The organism is Hwanghaeella sp. 1Z406 (assembly GCF_048892425.1).
In the GTDB taxonomy this organism is placed as follows: domain Bacteria; phylum Pseudomonadota; class Alphaproteobacteria; order UBA8366; family Aestuariispiraceae; genus Pacificispira.
In genome coordinates, this window is the sequence record NZ_JBLZHU010000005.1 from 1 (window position 1) to 15,528 (window position 15,528).

15 protein-coding genes are annotated in these 15,528 nt (G+C 52.8%); 7 read left to right on the plus strand and 8 right to left on the minus strand.

All coding sequences use genetic code 11. The features are described from left to right. On the plus strand, positions 1-512 hold a 512-nt coding region (locus ACOSDR_RS11155; RefSeq protein ID WP_420731282.1), incomplete at its 5' end, for an NAD-dependent epimerase/dehydratase family protein. Positions 513-777: 265 nt separating this feature from the next. Here ACOSDR_RS11155 and ACOSDR_RS11160 read toward each other — a convergent pair. The 7 genes from ACOSDR_RS11160 to ACOSDR_RS11190 all read right to left on the minus strand — a co-directional run bounded on the left by ACOSDR_RS11160 (position 778) and on the right by ACOSDR_RS11190 (position 7,022). Further along, entirely contained in the window at positions 778-2,028 is a 1,251-nt protein-coding gene (locus ACOSDR_RS11160; RefSeq protein ID WP_420724982.1) for an ABC transporter substrate-binding protein, read from the minus strand. A 49-nt stretch (positions 2,029-2,077) separates the two neighbouring features. After that, the gene (locus ACOSDR_RS11165) at positions 2,078-2,623 is read right to left on the minus strand and encodes a carboxymuconolactone decarboxylase family protein (protein WP_420724981.1); all 546 of its coding nucleotides are present in this window, start codon (positions 2,621-2,623) and stop codon (positions 2,078-2,080) included. Continuing rightward, the gene (locus tag ACOSDR_RS11170) at positions 2,620-3,555 is read right to left on the minus strand and encodes a branched-chain amino acid ABC transporter permease (protein WP_420724980.1); all 936 of its coding nucleotides are present in this window, start codon (positions 3,553-3,555) and stop codon (positions 2,620-2,622) included. Before ACOSDR_RS11170 ends, ACOSDR_RS11165 begins: the two co-directional genes overlap by 4 nt. After that, complete coding sequence (locus ACOSDR_RS11175; RefSeq protein WP_420724979.1) at positions 3,552-4,412, minus strand: branched-chain amino acid ABC transporter permease; 861 nt, start codon at positions 4,410-4,412, stop codon at positions 3,552-3,554. The genes ACOSDR_RS11170 and ACOSDR_RS11175 overlap by 4 nt, the downstream gene beginning before the upstream one ends. A 3-nt stretch (positions 4,413-4,415) precedes the next feature. Next, a complete protein-coding gene (locus tag ACOSDR_RS11180) occupies positions 4,416-5,138 on the minus strand; it encodes an ABC transporter ATP-binding protein (protein ID WP_420724978.1) in 723 nt (240 codons plus the stop codon). Then, the gene (locus ACOSDR_RS11185) at positions 5,135-5,884 is read right to left on the minus strand and encodes an ABC transporter ATP-binding protein (RefSeq protein ID WP_420724990.1); all 750 of its coding nucleotides are present in this window, start codon (positions 5,882-5,884) and stop codon (positions 5,135-5,137) included. Before ACOSDR_RS11185 ends, ACOSDR_RS11180 begins: the two co-directional genes overlap by 4 nt. Before the next feature lie 145 nt (positions 5,885-6,029). Continuing rightward, positions 6,030-7,022 carry a TauD/TfdA family dioxygenase gene (locus ACOSDR_RS11190; protein ID WP_420724977.1) on the minus strand — a complete coding sequence of 331 codons (993 nt, stop codon included), beginning with the start codon at positions 7,020-7,022 and terminating at the stop codon, positions 6,030-6,032. 121 nt (positions 7,023-7,143) lie between these two features. On the opposite strand from ACOSDR_RS11190, the gene ACOSDR_RS11195 reads away from it, so the two are divergent. Further along, complete coding sequence (locus tag ACOSDR_RS11195; RefSeq protein WP_420724976.1) at positions 7,144-7,998, plus strand: LysR substrate-binding domain-containing protein; 855 nt, start codon at positions 7,144-7,146, stop codon at positions 7,996-7,998. A 208-nt stretch (positions 7,999-8,206) separates the two neighbouring features. Continuing rightward, a complete protein-coding gene (locus ACOSDR_RS11200; protein WP_420731284.1) occupies positions 8,207-9,817 on the plus strand; it encodes a GMC family oxidoreductase in 1,611 nt (536 codons plus the stop codon). Between the two features lie 33 nt (positions 9,818-9,850). Here ACOSDR_RS11200 and ACOSDR_RS11205 read toward each other — a convergent pair whose 3' ends face one another. Next, positions 9,851-10,750: a LysR substrate-binding domain-containing protein gene (locus ACOSDR_RS11205; protein ID WP_420724974.1), complete on the minus strand. Its 900-nt coding sequence runs from the start codon at positions 10,748-10,750 to the stop codon at positions 9,851-9,853. Positions 10,751-10,896: 146 nt separating this feature from the next. Between ACOSDR_RS11205 and ACOSDR_RS11210 the strand changes: the two genes are divergently transcribed. The 4 genes from ACOSDR_RS11210 (at position 10,897) to ACOSDR_RS11225 (ending at position 15,526) form a co-directional block, all read left to right on the plus strand. Further along, positions 10,897-12,003: a mandelate racemase/muconate lactonizing enzyme family protein gene (locus ACOSDR_RS11210; RefSeq protein ID WP_420731286.1), complete on the plus strand. Its 1,107-nt coding sequence runs from the start codon at positions 10,897-10,899 to the stop codon at positions 12,001-12,003. Between the two features lie 82 nt (positions 12,004-12,085). Then, entirely contained in the window at positions 12,086-13,195 is a 1,110-nt protein-coding gene (locus ACOSDR_RS11215) for an ABC transporter ATP-binding protein (protein WP_420731287.1), read from the plus strand. A 31-nt stretch (positions 13,196-13,226) separates the two neighbouring features. Beyond that, positions 13,227-14,591 (plus strand): ABC transporter substrate-binding protein, encoded by a 1,365-nt coding sequence (locus ACOSDR_RS11220; protein ID WP_420724971.1) that lies wholly within the window; start codon positions 13,227-13,229, stop codon positions 14,589-14,591. A 71-nt stretch (positions 14,592-14,662) separates the two neighbouring features. Further along, a complete protein-coding gene (locus tag ACOSDR_RS11225; RefSeq protein WP_420724970.1) occupies positions 14,663-15,526 on the plus strand; it encodes a carbohydrate ABC transporter permease in 864 nt (287 codons plus the stop codon). The last annotated feature ends 2 nt before the right edge of the window (positions 15,527-15,528 follow it).

The window sequence follows — 15,528 nt, forward strand, 5'->3', positions numbered from 1 at the left end:
CCTATGATCTTTGCAAAATCATTGGAGAGAGGTTTGGCGAGGCATTTGCAGCAATCTCCGATATGGAATTCGCTGCCCTTCGTTTCTCAACCATCTTTGGGCCGGGCAAGACCACACGGCATGGCCGTTTCGGCGCCTTGAGCAAATTAATCGAGAATCCGTTTTACGGGGAGCCGGTGACCATTCCTGTTGGCGGTGATCAAGTCGATGATATGATCTATGCTCAGGAAGCCGCACGGGGGGTCGTAGCGGCCTTATTGGCCCCAACGTTACCGAATAGTATTTACAATATCGCAACAGGTAGGGGGTATACTCTGCACGATGTTGCCAGGGCTGTTCGGCAATATTATCCGAACGCTGAAATCTCTATTGGTGACGGGCTGAATTATCTCGGATCGAGTGTCAACTATTCAGGTATTCTAAGTCCAGAGCGGGCACAACACGATCTCGGTTTCAGTGCCAACACTGATCTTTCTTCGGCCATCGGAAAATACTACGAGGCGCTGTCTTAAGACTTGTTCGAACTGATCCATTCGATTTTCGGTGCGACGGCCTGCTGCATAGCAAGGCCCCGACAAGCCCTCCCTGCGCTCCACGGCTTTGCCTCGGTCTTCATTCCCCCGATTTACGAAACTGTGAATCGAGTCCAAGAGAGTGGAAGAAGGTTTAGATTTTCTGGCATCTCAGTCAGCGATTGAGACACCACAGGTAAACGAAAGCCGACGCTTTATGAAAAGCGTCGGCTCTTGTTTTAAGGTTGGTTCTACAATCACATGTTTATGAAAGTGTCTGCACGAACTCGTTCTTGCCGTCTTTGATGACGCGGTGGAGGAAGTGGCGATTCAGCTGATCCCCTTGGCTGTCAAAATCACAATCAGCGCCGGCACCGACATAGGCTATCGTCTCACCGGCCCGCAGCATCTTTAATGCTTCGATCCCGTCGCTGACCAGTGCCCCAGGAGGATTGGCGATTTCGGGGACGGATTTTGTCCAGACCGCGCTTTCGTCGGTTCCCGCCTTCTCGATAGCAAGTGCGGCGGTCCACACCTGATCAAAGGCATTTCCGGCAAAGAGGAATACCGTATCCTCAGGTTCCCCCATATCTTTGATAAACTTCTTGTAAACAGGACTCTTCAGTGGTGGCGCCGGTTGGTAGTGATCGATGCCTTCCGCGACTTCCGCACCAACACTTTCCAGGAAACGGCCATTTGCATCTGCTGCAATCGACAGCGAGCAAATCTTGCTGGTAAAGCCACCGCGATAGACTTCTTTCATGATCGAAGAAAAATCCGTCAGCAGGCCGGGGATGAAAACGGCATCTGGTTCCGCGCTGAAAATCTTTTCGACTTCCGCACGATAAGAGGGTTGTTCCGGCAGATAGGTGAGATTGTCTACGATCTCGCCGCCGCCCTTTTTTACTTCCGCAACAAACGGGTCAATCATGCTATCGATGAAAGGGTTCTGCTGTGACAGAACCGATATTTTCTTATGGCCGCGCTGTAGCAGGATTTTGCCACCAACCGGGCCCCATTGGGTTGATTTGGCCTGGAAGCGCCAGATCAAACCGCCATGTTCCTGCTCTGTCACGGCATTGGCTGCACAACTGATCATCATTACTTTTTTCGCATCAATCAGAAGCTGTTTGGACGCCATGGCAATCGGGCTGCCCCAATAGCCAATGATGCAATTCACATCATTCACTTCCAGCAACTTCTTAGTCGCTGCTGCACCGGCTGTCGGGTTGGATTCTGAGTCCTCGATAAAGAGCTCAATCATCCGTCCGCCCAGCAATCCACCATTTTTGTTGATGGTATCAACCGCCAGTTTTGCAGCTTTCTCCATTTCGGGCCCATAGGCACCCGTGGATCCCGTGAAGGGGATAACCATACCGATTTTGATGGGGCCTTCCGCTGCCCAGGAGGGTCGGATGAAAGGCGTTGAGAGGGTCGCGACACCGGCAACTGCCACGCCCGTTTTCAAGAGGTGACGGCGGCTGAGAGTGGAAAGGAAAACATCTTTGGTCTTCATATCGGCTATTCCTTTGTTTGAGTGTAGGGAAGGTACATGGAATGGGTTATCAGGTTGGCGCCTGGGTAAGTTCTGGTTCGATTTCCAGCATCAAGGCATCGTTAAAGCGATTGAAGAAGCCACACAGGGCGATGCGCAGTGTCAGTTCGACGATTTCCGCCTCGGTGAATTCCGCCCGAAGTCGGTCAAACATCGCATCCCGGATACGCCCAGGTGTGTTGGTAACAGCGATTGTGTATTCGACGACAAGCTTGTCGACAGGGCTCAGCTCCGGATGCTCCTGATAGTCCAGTAATGTCTCGATTCCGGCTTCTGAAATGCCATCTACCCGCAAATGCGGTGAATGATGGGCGACGCAGTAATCGCAGGCATTCAGTTTTGAGACGCAGACGACGGCAAGTTCAATGTAACGCCAGGTAATGCCCTGGCGCTGTTTCAATTCCATCAGCATGGCGGCCAGATGCTGTGTTGGGGGAACATGGGCCAGAACCTGGGCCTGATTGTTGAATGGTCCATATTCCGTACCGTATTTTTTCAGCACGGCCCCTGCATCCGGCGGCAAGTTTTCGTAAGGCATAGGGCTGATACGGGTCATGGTTGATCCTTCCGGTCATTTGGCAAATGGGTGGGGGTCGTGGGGGCGGTGGCTCGATATTCACGGACCAAACCCTGAGGGCGGTAGATCAACAGCAGGATCAGGCCGCCCCCGATCAATATCAGGCGGATTGCTGCAATCTGACTGTTGTCCAGAATGTCGATGACATCCTTTAGGAAGCGGGTTGCTTCCAGCAGCACCATGATGGAACAGGCACCCAGAATAAGGCCCGAATGCGACCCGCGCCCGCCGGCGATAACAGCCATAAAGGCATAGACGGTCATGATGGCACTGAACTGGCTGGGATCAATGTAACTGAACTGGAACGCCTGCAGAGATCCCGCAATACCGGTAATTCCGCCCCCGATCGCGAAAGCCTTCACCCGCATAAGCAGGACATTCCGGCCTAGGCTTGCGGCGACTACCTCATCATCGCGAATGGCGCGCAATGCCCGCCCGAATGGCGCGCGGGTTGCCAGTTCAAGGCCAGCAAACACAACAAGAACGACCAGAACACAGACTGCCAGATAAAATTTCTCGTAATGATCGGTTCCAATGACATCCACCAGAGGGCGGGGAATGCCCGGCAATCCAAGTGCGCCGCCGGTCAACCAAGCCTCATTCAGCGTGATAAGACGGATCACTTCTCCAAAGCCAAGCGTGACGATGGCCAGATAATCATCCGATAATCGGAGGGATATCAGCGATAACAGCGCGCCCATCACGGAACAGATCACAATCGCGGCGGCAACTGCCACGAAAACGCCTGTGCCATTCAGCATCAGAATTGCCGTTGTATAGGCACCCAGCGCGACAAAGCCTGACAATCCGAAATTGACCATACCGCACATGCCCCATTGGACATTCAAGGCCATGGCGATCAGGACTGCGATAGAGACCAGGGTCATGATTGTTGTCAGATATCCGATCATTTGACGATCTCCCGCCGCCCCAGAAGGCCTGTTGGACGCACAAGCAGGACCAGGGCCACGACCATAAAGGCAATGGCGCTGCGATAATTTGGATCGACGATCAGTGTCGCCAGTTCCCCAACAATACCTAAAGTCAGGGCACCAATGACGGCCCCTACAGGACTGCCAAGACCGCCCAGGATGGCTGCAGCGAAACAGACGATGATGTAATTCCACCCCAATTGTGGGTCGATCGCACGGTCCATGCCGATCAAAACACCAGACGCGGCGATCAGCATTCCAGATAGGCACCAGGTGGCACCAATAACCCAATTGGCATCAATGCCACGGGCTGCGGCCAGGTTTGGGTTGTCTGCCACGGCCCGCATCGCCCGCCCCAGAGAGGTGTGCTGAAGAATGAAATAGACCATTGCCATGGCACTGATGCTGACCCCGGCGGTCACCAGCAACTCATAATTTATCCGCAGTCCCATAACGCGATAGGGGCGCGCCAACGGTATTTCGAAGCTGCGTGCATCATTGCCAAAGAACAGCCTGCAAATATTTTCCAAAACAAAGGACAGGCCCATGCTGGCCACCAACAACGTGACGGGGCCCCGGGTCCGTAAAGGTTTAAAAACGGACAGGTCACAGATCAGGGCGATCAGCGGGAACAGCAAGAGTGTCAGGGCGGCAGCTAGGATCAGGGACATTCCCAGAAGTGTGTTGAAACTCCATGCCATATATGCCGCCATGGTCAACATTGCGCCAATCGCAAAATTGGGGAACCGTAAAATCCCGAATGTCAGCGAAAGGGCCATTGCTGGTAGTGCAATGATCAATCCCGTTCCCAAACCATTGATAATCAGCTGACCCACGTCTTATGACTCCCGAAGAAATAGTTCATGCAGATCACCTCGTTCGCGCAGTGTTTTTGCATCGGATTGATATCGGACCGATCCATTGACCAGGACCAGCGCGCGATCTGAATAGGGCAGGGCCATGGCCACATTCTGTTCGACCATAATCACGGTTGTGCCCAGATTGTTGACGGCTTTGACCTTGTCGAAAATCTCGATTACCAGCTTTGGTGAAAGACCTGCGGAAGGTTCGTCCAGCAGCAGGATATCGGGAGAGGATATAAGCGCGCAGGCAAAAGCCAGCATTTGCCGTTGCCCGCCGCTCAAGTTTCCAGCCAAAAGAGTCTGTCGGTTTGCTATGTCTGGAAACAGTTCCAGAACGCGCTCTCGTTCCAGGTAACCGGCGCGCCCCCTGAGCCCTAGAAACTCTGTCGACAGCTTCAGGTTTTCCGCAATTGTCATATTCCGGAATACATTGAATTCCTGAGGAACATAGGCCATGCCCTCACCGACACGCTGGGGTGCCTTGAACGTCGTCACATCTTTCCCAAACAGCGTGATGGCGCCTTTCCGAATGGGAACGATCCCGGCCAGCACCTTGATCAGGGTGGATTTTCCAGAACCATTCGGGCCAATGATGGTGAATATTTCTCCTGGAACCACCGACAGGCTGACGCCGTTGACGATGTCATCACCGCCATATCCTGCGCGCAAATCTGATGCGATCAACAAGGGCGCCGTCACAGCACACCCCCCAGATACGCATCTGCAACCCTGCGATCGCTGGTCACATCTTTGAAGGTGCCCTCAACAAGTTTTTTTCCTTCAGCCATAACGACGACGTGGTCACTCAACGCGGCAACCATATCCATGTTGTGTTCGACCAGGATGAAGCTGACACCCTTGCCCTGCAGGCCTTTGATAACCTCAATCAGGACCTGAACCATCGGGGGGGCGACGCCTGCAGCGGGCTCATCCAACAGCACGACCCTGGGGTTCAGCATCAATGCGCGGGCAAGTTCCAGAAGCTTCTTCTGCCCCCCTGACAGGACGCTGGCGGTTTCATCTGCCAGCCGTTCCAGGCCGACACGGGTCAGCAGTTGCATCGCGCGCTGTGTGGCTTCTTTTTCTTCCTTCAGGATTCGACCGCGCAGAAAAATAGGGGCAAAAAAGTGTTCATCGGATTGACTTTGCTGCGCCAGAAGAACGTTTTCTAAAAGCGTCAGGCTGGAAAGCTCGCGTGAAATCTGGAACGTTCTGGCAAGGCCGGCACGGGCGAGCCGATGCGGCTTTTCACCGGTGACATTGTTATCGAACAATGTAATCCGACCGCAATCCGGCTTGGTTGCACCGCTGATACAATTCAGCAATGTGGATTTACCCGCACCGTTCGGCCCGATAATGGCGGTGATATGCGACTCTGCGGCCTTGAAGGAACAACCATCCAGTGCCGCGACACCACCAAAACTCTTTTGTAACTGTTCAACCATCAACACAGACAGGCAATCCTTTCTGGAAAATATCCAGGCTTACGGACCCCATGATCCGCAGCGTTTATTGCCCGCATTGGTAATTTCTATCCCAGAAGGCCGAAGCCTCTCCATGACGCTCCGTCAGTCATTGGTGCTGACGGTTTTAACCGGTGTAGGATCGATCCCCTACATCACGCATCCACAGTCGTATCAAATGTCTCCTGTTTTCTGGTTCTTCGAAATCTTCGAACTCTGTCCGGCTATGACCGATGACCTTGTTGTTCACATATTGGAACTGGCCGGCGGACATTGTAAAATGGAACTGCAGATCTGGATCCGCAAACACCCTTTCCAGCGCCGATATTGCCTTGCGGGTGGACTCGTCCATTTCCGCATTTTGCATCTCATAGCCATTCCTGACCTGATGAATGCCCAGCCGCGCGGTGAGGCCTCCCTTGTTGATAAAGACCGGCTCTGAAATCGTAGGAGGGTCATTCTCCAAATGCTCTCTTTGACGGTCGAAAATGAACGGCTCATAGAGACGCGGCAGCACATCAGGATCACGCTTCAACAGTGCATTGTGGGCCGTTTCAAAACTCATCACCCGACTGACGCCCCCACTTTTTGCAGGCTTCAAACACAACAGACCAACAAAATCAGGCATTGGGTTGTTGTAGGAATTATCATTGTGGAAGGTAAGGTCGATATTCGTTTTATCCGGTCGAACACCTGATCCCGCGACGGCCTTTTTGCCTGTATCCTGGACATCATAGATCATTGTGCCATCCAGCTTTTGAGCCACCGGACGACTGATCATGGAAGACAGTAACCAATAAGATAATTTTGCGTCTTCGCTATGAAGCCGATCCATTGGCAATCGGTCTACCAGGGCAAATCCGCATCCAGCGACAAGCGCTTCTCGCACTTTAGACATCACAATCTGGCAGCAGGGCATGTCAAATCGACCGGCATCCAGCAGCTCTATTGGCAGACGATGACTTTTGTGATGGGCAACGGCCAACTCGATTTCATTCAGACATGCCTCGTCCAGGCAAAACTTCCAATCATCCTCTTTCAGGTCAGCGGCGCGCCATACCAGGGGGCCAGTTAAGACTGTGTTGATTGGTTCGCCGCGCGTGACTTTCTCGGTACCCATTAAGGATTAACTTTCCGCTTTCAGGTGGAGGGGATGTCTGACTTTGGAAAAACCTTAACAGTCGGATTTCATAAAAAGAAATTATTTTTCTTTAATATAAATATAAGCTATTCTTATAATTATGTCTTATCGCAACCTTGATTTGTCCTTGCTTCGAACCTTCTCTACCGTTGTGGAGTCTGGCAGCGTTACAGCCAGCGCCAGGCGCCTGAATGTCAGTCAGCCTGCGGTTAGCCAACAGTTGCGACGGTTGGAAGAACTGGTGCAAAAGCCCTTGTTCAAGGCAACAAGAAGGCCCAGTGACCTTACCTCAGAGGGAGAGATTCTTCTTGGCTATTGTCGGGCCATCCTTCGCCTGAATGATGAGGCGTTGAGCCGGTTTGCACGACCAGAGGTGACGGGTCGCATTGTTTTGGGAAGCCCGGATCTTTATGCGAGCTTTTTTCTGCCAGACATTCTGGCAGATTTTGGTCGTGCCTATCCGACAGTTCAGATTGATTTGAGATGCGCCCTGACCGTTCCATTGTTGAAAGACTATGCGGCGGGACGGATGGATCTGGTCCTCGCCACCCAAATGCCAGATAACATACCCGGTCGATTTCTAAGGGCTGAACCACTGCATTTTGTAACGGGCGAGAACAGCACGGCTCATTCCAGGTCACCGCTGCCTTTGGCGATGTTGCCGCCCGGTAATTTATACAGGGATCACGCAATCGCTGCTCTTGAAGCACATGGTAGACCCTGGCGGATTGCCTGTGAAAGTGAAAGCATCGCCGGTCTATTGGCGTCGGTGCAAGCAGGCTTGGCAATCACAGTTCTCACCCGGCCCGCCGTCGGCGCAGGTCTGAGGATCTGTTCAGGATTTGATGGGGTGCCCGCACTGCCCAGCGTGGACCTGGTCCTGTATCACGAGTTTTCCGAAACAAATGAGCCCGCAGGCCATCTTGCGGATTATCTCATCACTCGATTGGCATGAATCCCCAAAGTCAAATTCGCAAGAACAAAACTTAGGTCGGTGTCTCAGCCAGATAATCTGAAACATGTCCGATGACGCTCTGCTAATCCTCTTAAGAGGCAAAAAAACTTATCCCTTACACCCATTTTCCTTCGTTTGCTTTTCCCTGGAGACGCCATAAAAGTCTGCCTGATGTGATATTCGGTGTAGGCTTAGGGGGGGTGTCTTTATGGAGGCGGATTACATAATTGTTGGGGCAGGGTCGGCTGGATGTGTCCTGGCCGAAAAGTTAAGCGCCCATCCGAACAACCGTGTAATCGTCGTCGAAGCCGGGGGCGCGGACAGTTCTTTCTGGATATCAACGCCCATCGGTTACGGTCGTCTGTTCTATGATAAGGCTGTTAACTGGTGTTACACAACAGAGCCTGATCCCAGCTTAGATGGCCGGACGAGCCATTGGCCCCGAGGGCGAGTTCTGGGGGGATCCAGTTCGATTAATGCGCTGGTCTGTATTCGCGGACGCGCAGAAGATTATGAAGATTGGGCCGCGGCGACCGGGGATACCCGATGGGGCCCCGATGCGATGGCAGCGTGCTTCCGTACATTGGATGACAATGATCAGGGCGCGAATGAATGGCGCAATTCTGGCGGTGTTTTTCCCATTCACAGCATTAAAGAGGCCTCCCATCCAATTACCCAGAATTTTCTGGATGCCTGTGCGGAAACTGGTGTTCCTCGTAACCCGGATTTCAATGGAGAGCGTCAGGAAGGCGCCGGGTTGTACCAAATTAATACGCAAGGCGGTAAACGCGTTTCCGCCGCTGATGCCTTCTTGCGCCCGGCAATGCGCCGACCAAATCTGACAGTGCTGAAACGAACCCAGGCGCTGCGTTTAATCTTCTCTGAAAATCGATGCACCGGCATTGTGGTTCAGCGAAATGGTGAGCAAGTAAATCTGGTCGCCCGCAAGGAAGTCCTTCTGGCATCGGGCGCCATTGAGTCACCGAAACTGCTTCAACTGTCAGGAATTGGTGATGCAGGTCATTTGTCAAAACTGGGCATCAATGTGCGTGTCGATAACCCCAATGTTGGGGCCAACCTTCAGGACCATGTCGGACTGAACTACTATTTCCGATCCAAGGTCCCAACCTTGAATCAGGAACTTTCCCCCATCATTCGGCGGTTTTGGAATGGTGCGCGGTATTTGCTGACACGGTCTGGCCCCCTTTCCCTGTCTGTTAATCAGGGGGGGGCATTCTTTAAGACATCACCAGACCGGCCCCTGCCAAACATGCAATTGTATTTGCAATTGATCACCACACTGAATGGCCGGGGACAGGCCCGACCGTTGCTTGCGCCCGATCCGTTTCCGGCATTTGCGCTGGGCCTGTCCAACATCCGCCCGAAAAGCCGGGGCAGCATTCAGATCAACAGCGCCGATCCTTTGGCTCCCCCGATGATTGATGCCCGCGCCTATAGTGCATCAGAAGACTTGGATGAAATGCTGGAGGCCGTTGAATTCATACGGAAACTGGTTGCAACAAAAGCCTTCTCTGGTATTACGGAGTCAGAGATCGTGCCGGGCCCTGATGTGCAATCGCGTTCGGATTTGTTGCAAGATATCAGGCAACGGACGGGAACTGTCTACCATCCCAGTTGCACCTGTGCGATGGGGCTGGACCCCAAGGCCAGTGTTTTGGATTCAGAATTAAGGGTGCGCGGTCTAGACGGGTTGAGAGTCGTCGACGCCTCCAGTTTCCCCAATATCGTTAGTGGGAATTTGAATGTGCCGGTGATGATGCTGGCAGTTCAGGCATCGGAGATCATTTCGAAGGGTTGAAGCCTAGCCTCCAGTTGAGATCAATCATCTGGATCAAATCGATTGAATTTGATCAATCAACCACGATCTGAACAAAACCATTTCAGGTTTTGCAATTTTCCGTTTATGGGGCGTTAACAAATAATGCGCCTCTTCGATGGGCAGCGGGAAATCGAATGGCATGGCAAGTGGCAGCGTCTCGGCGGCGGCCATCGCATGGGAGCGCAACACGATTGCAGCACCGGCCCCATTGGCGACCAGGGTTAACGCGGCCAAGGAGTTATCGACCCGCAATGATCTTGGGATCGATGGATCTTCCAATCCCAAAATCTCAAAAGCCTTTTTCCAATGATCCTCATATCCCACGATGTGAATTAAGGCTGAACTCGCGATAATTTCGCGAAGTTTGGAAGCATCCCGCTTACATTTTTCCGCCAAAGACTTTTGGATGACGATCACGGAGTGATCTTGCATCAATCGTTCTGCAGAATATCCGGGCCATTTTCCAGATCCAAACCGTATGTCCAAATCTGTCGTTTCGTCGGCCAGAGCATCTGCCCAGACGAGGGAATAGAGTTGTATTGGTATCTGCGGATAGAGCGCCTGAAAGTTCGCGATTCGGGGGGCTAGAAACAGGGCCACAAAGGACAGGGGCGCACTGATGGTTAAGACAGAGCCGGTGCCAAGTCCAAACAGCTTTACGGTCGTTGCAGACAGGCGTTCCAAGGCTTCACGGACTTCTGGCAGGTAGGACGCGCCCATCCCCGTCAGCCGCACACTCCGAGCACGGCGTTCAAACAAGGGGTGCCCAATCTGCTGTTCCAGGGACCGAATTTGATGACTGATTGCGGTTGCAGTCAGGTTCAATTCGCGGGCGGCAGCCGCAAAACTGCTATGCCGCGCACTGGCTTCAAAAGCCCGAATCCAGTTGAGTGGGGGAAGCCGATAACTCATTTGAGACCCAATTTTAATTATGCCTAAGCGCCATAAAACTTCACTTGTGTTGGGCAAGCAAGTGGCAAATACTTTTCCTAAGAAAAAAGCAATTAGCTCTGTGTATGGGTTGAGGTCTTAAAAAAGGACCTTTGGTGGGGATGGAAATGAAAATTGTAAAGTTAGAGACATTTTGTAACCGTTTTGTCGGTTTTCTGGTTGTGACAGATGAGGCTGGTAATCAGGGCTGGGGGCAATTCTCCACCTATAATTCCGATATCACCGCGACAGTGTTCCACCGCCAGGTTGCGCCGCATGCTTTGGGGCAGGATACCGATAGCCTGGAACAGCTTTTAACCCTTGTGCCGGAGCGGGAGCATAAGTTTCCTGGTGCCTATTTGAAGCGGGCGTTGGGAGGGTTGGACACCGCGATTTGGGACCTTCGCGGTAAGATTGCTGGCGTTCCGGTCACGGTGCTGCTGGGCGGAACACCAGGAAAATTACGCGCCTATGCGTCGTCGATGAAACGCAGCATTTCCCCTGAAGATGAAGCCCAACGTTTCCTTAAACTGCGCGATGAGTTCGGGTTTGATGCGTTCAAGTTTCGGGTCGCCAATGAATACGGCCATGACGTTGATGTGTATCCAGGCCGCAGCGAAGCCATGGCCCCAACCATCCGCAAAGCGCTGGGGGATAAAGTGTCGCTTCTGGCAGATGCTAATAGCGGTTTTTCCCCCAAGCGCGCGATTGAGATCGGCCGGATGCTGGAGCAGAACGGCGTCGAACATTTCGAAGAGCCGTGCCTGTACTGGGAACTGGAGCAAACCAAAGAAGTTACCCAAACACTGGACCTGAATGTAACTGGCGGCGAACAGGATTGTGAATTTGTTGTCTGGAAGGAAATAACTGGACGCAAAATCGTTGATATCGCGCAGCCTGATATCCTCTATCTTGGGGGTATGTGTCGCACGATGGAGGTCTGCAAAATGGCGGCAGAGGCGGGAATGTCGGTCACCCCGCATTCGGCCAATCTGGGCCTGGTCACGCTGTTTACCATGCACCTTTTGCGCGCCATTCCCAATGCTGGGAAATATCTGGAATTTTCGATTGAGCAGGCGGATTTCTATCCCTGGCAATATGGTGTTCTGAGGAACGATCCCTACAAGATTGAAGATGGAATGGCGACCGTTGGGGAAGAACCCGGATGGGGCTTTGAGGTTGAGCCGAATTGGTTGGCACGGTCTGAGTACAAGATCAGCGAGCATACTTCATGAGCAATACTGTAAGCATGCGGGCCTGTAAGCATACGAGATTGTGTATCGGTCGCACCGGCTTCGAGATTGGTTAGGGCACATTATGGCATCCATTGAACTGCAGGACGTAACAAAGCAATTTGGCAACATGACTGTTGTCGACAAGGTGAATCTGTCGATTGACGATGGTGAGTTGATGGTCTTTGTCGGCCCATCCGGGTGCGGAAAATCAACCACGTTACGGATGGTTGCCGGTCTGGAAACAACGACGTCCGGCACGATTCTGATTGGCGGTCGTGATGTCACCAGGCTTGATCCGAAAGATCGCAATATCGCGATGGTGTTTCAGAACTATGCGCTTTATGCCCATAAAAATGTTTATGGGAATCTGGACTTTGGGCTGCGCATGCGTGGGGTCCCAAAGCAGGAAGCGGAGCGACGGGTCCGGGAGGCCGCCGAAATACTTGGCCTGACAGATTTGCTGCATCGGAAGCCCAAGCATTTGTCGGGTGGTCAGCGCCAGCGTGTGGCCCTGGGGCGGGCACTGGTTCGTGATCCAGACGCTTTTTTACTGGACGAGCCGCTGAGCAATCTGGATGCAAAACTGCGCGTTAAAATGCGCGAAGAGATCGGCAGCCTGCATTCCAGACTGGGCAAAAGCATGTTGTATGTGACCCATGATCAAGTCGAGGCCATGACGCTTGGCAGCCGGATCGCCGTGATGAAGGACGGTGAGATGCAGCAGGTCGGAGCCCCCTTGGAGGTCTATGACAACCCGGCAAACCTGTTCGTTGCTGGCTTTATTGGATCACCAGAAATGAATCAGGTTTCTGCGACGGTGATCGAAAAGGATGGCGGGTTGTGTATCGCCGGGGATGGTTTCTGCTTTGTGGTGCCCAAGGGTGACTCGAATGGGCTGACGCCTGGAACAAAGGGAATTTTTGGCGTTCGCCCCGAGCATTTGGAGATTGTCTCGACCCCGCCGCATACGGACGCGCCCTTCAAGATGCGCGTCGATCTGGTTGAGCCGATGGGCGCCCAGACTCTGTTGTTATGTCGCGATGGGGAAACGTCGCTTCGTGTGTTGATTGCCCGCAATGACAAGATCACACGCGGTGATCACGTTGGTATGCAATTGGGCAATGGTCGCTGTCATTTCTTCGACTCAGCGACAGGGAAGACCCTGAAGTCAATTGGGACGACAGGTTCATAAGGGAGACCTAACGGTCGGAAGGAGGAGCATCATGGCTGATACGAATGATACAAATTTGCCACGGTCCGGTAAAAAACTGATGGGGAACGGCATTTCAAGACGGTCCGTGGTAAAGGGGCTGGGCGCGGCGTCCATGGTACCTTTTGCTTTGTCTGCCCCCAATGTTCTGGCGGCGGATAAAACCATCCGCTTTCTGAATGCAGAACCCAGCGCTGATAGTGTCCGGGCCATGCGTTTCGCGGCGGCACAGTATGAAAAGGAAACCGGCATCAAGGTTCAGATGGACAGCGTGCCGGGCGGCAAGGCTTTTGAGAAGCTGCAGACGTCAATTCAATCAGGTCGTCCTTATGACATTGGGACCTTAAGTTTCTTTGGCGACGTGCTGTTGCTGGCCAATGAAAAGAAGATTGTGCCGCTGAACAGCATCATCAAGAAATATGAATGGGGTCCGAAGATTCTCTACCCCGTGAATGGGGACAACTTCTGGTATCCGTACGATTACAATCTGTGCTGGATCAACTATCGGAAAGATATGTATGCCGCAAAAAGCCTGTCTGAGCCCCAGAATTGGGACCAGTATATGGGCAACCTTGCCAGCGTGACAGGAACTGGTGAAGGCCAATTGGCAAGCGGTGTTGTCCACCCGATTGGCAGTAATGGCGCAACGAACTACACCGCCTTTGGTTATATGTGGGCAAATGGCGTTAAGTTGTTTGACGACAATTGGAATGTTATCTTGGATTCGCCGGAAATTCTTCCCAAGGCAGCGGAATATGTCGACTTCATGGCGGACCTTACCCAGTATATGCCGCCATCGCCAATGCAGGCTGGCTGGGCCAATCTGGTCGGGGATTTCCAGGGCGGGATCATTTCCCATACACCAGGAACCGGTCGCCTGATTGACCAGATGAATATGACCATGCCGGACAAGGCGCAGCAGGTTTCGTCCTTCCTGTTCCCGTCGAAAGATGGCAAGAAGTTTGCGGTCAATCATGGGTATGATGGCTGGGTTGTCTTGGACACAGCGATGACAGATGAGGCGTTGAAGTTCCTGGAATGGTTCTCCGACGAACATCTGATCAACTTCCTGCACAGCTCTCCCGTGCATTATCAGCCAACCCGTCTGGACATCTATGAAGATGCCCGATGGCTGGCGCATCCTGCACTGGAAACCTTTGCGGATATCATCGCGATGCAAAAGCGTGTGTTGAATGACCCAGATGTCATCATTCGTTCGATCGATACAGAAGGGCCTGAGCCTGATGTGCGTGCAGGTAAGGTCTTCCGGTCTTACGCCCTGCCGGAAATGCTGCAGGATCGTATTCTGAACGGATTGTCCGGTGAAGACAGCGTGAAGGCGGCTGCGGCCAAAATTCGCAAAGTCATCGCCTCTTAAGGAAGCGGGAGGTGCCGGTTGCTCTTATGCAACCGGCACCTCTGTGCTACCCCTATACGGGACCTACCCCTATGCCCAGTGATCGCGTCATTTATGTAATTCTATTTCTGGCCTTGGCCTTTACGGCCGTGCTGGTGCTTTATCCAGCATTCTATGCCCTGGAACTGAGTTTCCAGCATCGGGAGTCTCTGGTTTCCGAACCCGAATGGGTCTGGTTTGCAAATTATATAAAAGTGCTGGCAATGCCTGAATTCTGGCAGGCGCTGGGGCGTGGCGTTGTTTTCGCTGGGCTGACGATATTTCTTCAAATTGTGTTGGGTATCGGCTTTGCGCTTTTGCTGGCGCGGGAGTTTCCCGGCATGCCGGTCATTCGGGGCCTTGCGGTTCTTCCCTATCTATTGCCCACAGTCGTGGTTGCCTTAACTTTTCGTTGGATGCTGGACGGGTCGGTTGGGATCCTGACCGTGGTCGCGAAGGTCTTTGGATTCGACTATATCCCCTGGGGTGAAGACCCGACCCTGGCAATGTTGACGGTCGTACTCATCAGTGTCTGGATCTGGACACCCTTTGTGACGCTGACCTGTCTTGCGGGCCTGCAATCCATTCCAGAGGAGTTGTATGAGGCTGCGCGCATCGATGGCGCTGGTCCCTGGCAGCGGTTTTGGCATGTAACCTTGCCACAGCTTCGCTCCGTTCTGCTTGTCGTGTTGCTGTTGCGCGCGATCTGGATGTTCAACAAATTCGACATCATCTGGCTGATGACCCAGGGCGGGCCACAGCATGCGACGGAACAATTGCCCGTCTTCTCTTATCGCCTGGCGTTCGAAATGTATGACGTGGGCCTTGGGGCCGCAGTGTCGTCCATATCCTTCTTAATTCTGTCGGCAATCATCCTTTTGTATTTCCACTTTTTTCCCTTAGAGCAGAAGGATTGATT